Origin of the sequence: Schlesneria sp. (genome assembly GCF_036405755.1) — a bacterium.
GTDB lineage: Bacteria > Planctomycetota > Planctomycetia > Planctomycetales > Planctomycetaceae > Schlesneria > Schlesneria sphaerica.
Map to the genome: position 1 here is coordinate 1 of NZ_DASWWZ010000326.1, position 2,973 is coordinate 2,973.

Below are 2,973 nucleotides of genomic sequence, written 5' to 3' on the forward strand. Positions count from 1 at the left end.
CCTTCAACCCGCAAGGGGACATCTTCACCTATGACAGTGATGAAGAACGGGAAATTTCGTTGCCGTGGTACCGTCCGACGCAGGTCTTTCACGCCCTGACAGGTGCCGATCTTGGCTGGGTCAGCAAAAGCTGGATGCGGCGAGACGGCTTCTTCGACATGCCTCCGGTCATTGCCTCGTTCGGTCGTGGTTCCCCGACGGGGGTCGCCTGTTACCGACACACTCAGTTCCCCGACAAATACCACGGCGCGTTATTTGTGCTCGACTGGACATATGGACGAGTCCACGCACTGCCGCTTCAGCCGCACAAGGGGACGTGGTCGAGCGACCCGGAACTGTTCATGGCAGGAACAGGACAAAACGGCTTCGCACCGACCGATGTTGAGATCGGTCAGGATGGTTCGCTCTTCGTGTGTGTGGGAGGCCGCGGAACCCGGGGCGCGGTGTACCGAATCCGCTCGACACGTACGACGCCACAGCTCGCATCGGACTCCGACGGCGCTGCTGCGGAAGACAAACAACTCAAACAAATTCTGTCCGCCCCGCAACCCCTGAGCAGTTGGTCGCGTGCGGCCTGGAAGCCACGGGCCGTCAAACTGGGGCCTGTCCCCTTCGAGAAGTTCCTGCGAGACTCGTCACAAGCCCCCGATCATCAAATAAGAGCCATCGAGATTCTGGTCGAGCTTTTCGAGGGGATCGACCAGCACGTTGTGACGGCCCTGGCGAACAGTCCATCGGAAGCCGTTCGAGCCCGTGCGATCTGGGCCTACGGCCGGAGTGGGCACCATCGCCCGCAGACAGCCATCATCAAACGTTTCCTCGACGATCCCAGCCCGTTGGTGGCACGCTGCACGATGGAGACCTGTTTGAGTCTCGACCGGCAGGCACTGGGATGGAAGTCTTTAGGCCCCAGTCTGGCAGCTCGACTCGGTGGAGAGGATCGATTCAATCGAACACTGGCCGCCGCTCTCGTGACGCGGCTGGATGAATCGCGGCTGCCAGACCTGGCTGCGGAGGCAAAACGTCTGGGCTCCCGTGCTACCGTCAGCTATATCCTCGGCTGGCTGAATCGACCAATCGATGCGGAAAGCCGAATCCGAAGTGAGATCCCTTCCTTGGCGATGGGCGTCCTTCGTGACCCCGATGCCGCCATCGACCTGAAGCTCGACGCAGTTCGCCTGCTGCAGGTCGTACTTGGCGATATGGGTCCCCGGCAGGACCGCCCACCGGTCTTCGACGGATATGCGAGTCCACTCGATCTGGAAGAATTTGAACAGGACCTCAATCCCTGGCGGGTCTCGCTCGCTGAGGTTTTCCCCAGCGGGTCTGCCCGGCTGGACGAAGAACTGGTACGACTCATCGCAATGACGACGACCTACAACAACAAGGTCATCGATGCGCTGTGTGAACGACTCACCCCCTCGTCCGAGCCTGTCGCCGATATCCATCACCTGGTGACGCTCGCCCGTTGTCCGCTGACGCATTCGGTTAAACAACGGGAGCAGATCGTCGCCGCACTCGTCGGGCTCGACGAAAAGATCACCTCGCGGAAATTACCGCAAGATGCCAGTTGGGCCGATCGCATCCGAGAGATGTGGACGAAGCTGGCCATCGCTGATCGTTTTCTCGCTCCCGCCATCGTCAGTCATCCCCAGTTCGGCCGGCCCGGGCATACGATCTTTCTCAACGAAATGCCCCCGGAACTGTTACCAGCGGCACGGGACGCCTTTGCACACAAGTGCTCGACAACGCTCGAGTACCCGTGGACCAACGATGTCGTCTTCGCTCTGGGAGACTCAGACAAACCCGAACACCGAGAGCTGATTCGGTCACAGTTTGAGAATTTCCCGGTTCGCGGCGCCGTGCTGGTGGTCCTCAGCCGAAATCCGCAGTCGATCGATCGCGAGAAGTTTATTGCGGGGTTGGAATGGTCGCAGTCGGAAGTTCAATCAGCCTCTCTTTCGGCGCTGGAACAACTGGGGCCTGGTCAACTGCCGATGGAGCAGCTCGCCTTGCTGAAGGCGCTGCGAAGGCTGGGAGCGGATTCGGGTGAATACGTGCTGCGCGAAGAAGTCGTGAAGCAGTTGGAACGAAATAACAAGCAATCCTTCCCGTTCGTTACGGGGAAGGCGGGTCATCGACCACAACCTCAGACTTTAGAGGCATGGACGAAGTGGATTGAACGTCACTTCCCCGGCGACGCCGCTGCAGAACTCGGGACAAATGACCAGGAACTGAATCAACTGAAATCAATGCTGGCCGCAACCGACTGGGATGCAGGCAACGCCGAACGAGGAGCCGAGATATTCAAGAGTCGTGCCTGTCTTCAATGCCACAACGGGCGTAGCGCGCTGGGACCCGATCTGGGGGGAGTGTCGAGCCGCTTCTCTCGCGAGGACTTGTTCACCGCGATCGTCGCTCCCAGCCGGGACGTCTCTAACCGCTACCAGACCACGATCGTTTCGACAAAAGAGGGCAAATCCTATTCAGGGCTGATCGTGTACGAATCTGTCGACGGCTTCCTGCTGCGTAACAGTTCAGGTCAGACATTCCGAATTGACACGACACAAGTCGAAGAAAAACGAAAGTCGCCGATCTCGCTGATGCCGACAGGCCTGCTGAAGGGACTCACGACAACCGATCTCGCTGACTTACACGCCTATCTCAGAAGCATCGGTAGCTCCCGCACACCGTGACTTACAGGAAGAATGGCGGGCAGGGCTGCTCCATCAGAACTTCAGCCAGTATTCCCGCCTGAAACAGTCCGGGTCGATTGCACTCGCACTTCGGTCTGTTGAGAATAGAGAATTGTCGCGCGACACATCCGTCACACTGCGAAGGTTATGATCGACCTCCCAGGATGTCGTGAAGTTGAAACCATGCCGAATTCAGGATTCAAGGATCGTTCGCAGCGTGTTGAGTCACACCACTGCAAGTTGAGAACTGGGGATCGACAGGCATGAGCAAACGGAT

The 2,973-nt window shown here is 58.6% G+C and carries 1 protein-coding gene; it reads left to right on the top strand.

Features of this window, described 5'->3' with window-relative positions; translation table 11 throughout:
- A partial coding sequence (locus VGE80_RS11395; RefSeq protein ID WP_440592753.1) for a hypothetical protein occupies window positions 1-2,696 on the top strand: 2,696 nt, incomplete at its 5' end.
- Window positions 2,697-2,973 lie beyond the last annotated feature (277 nt).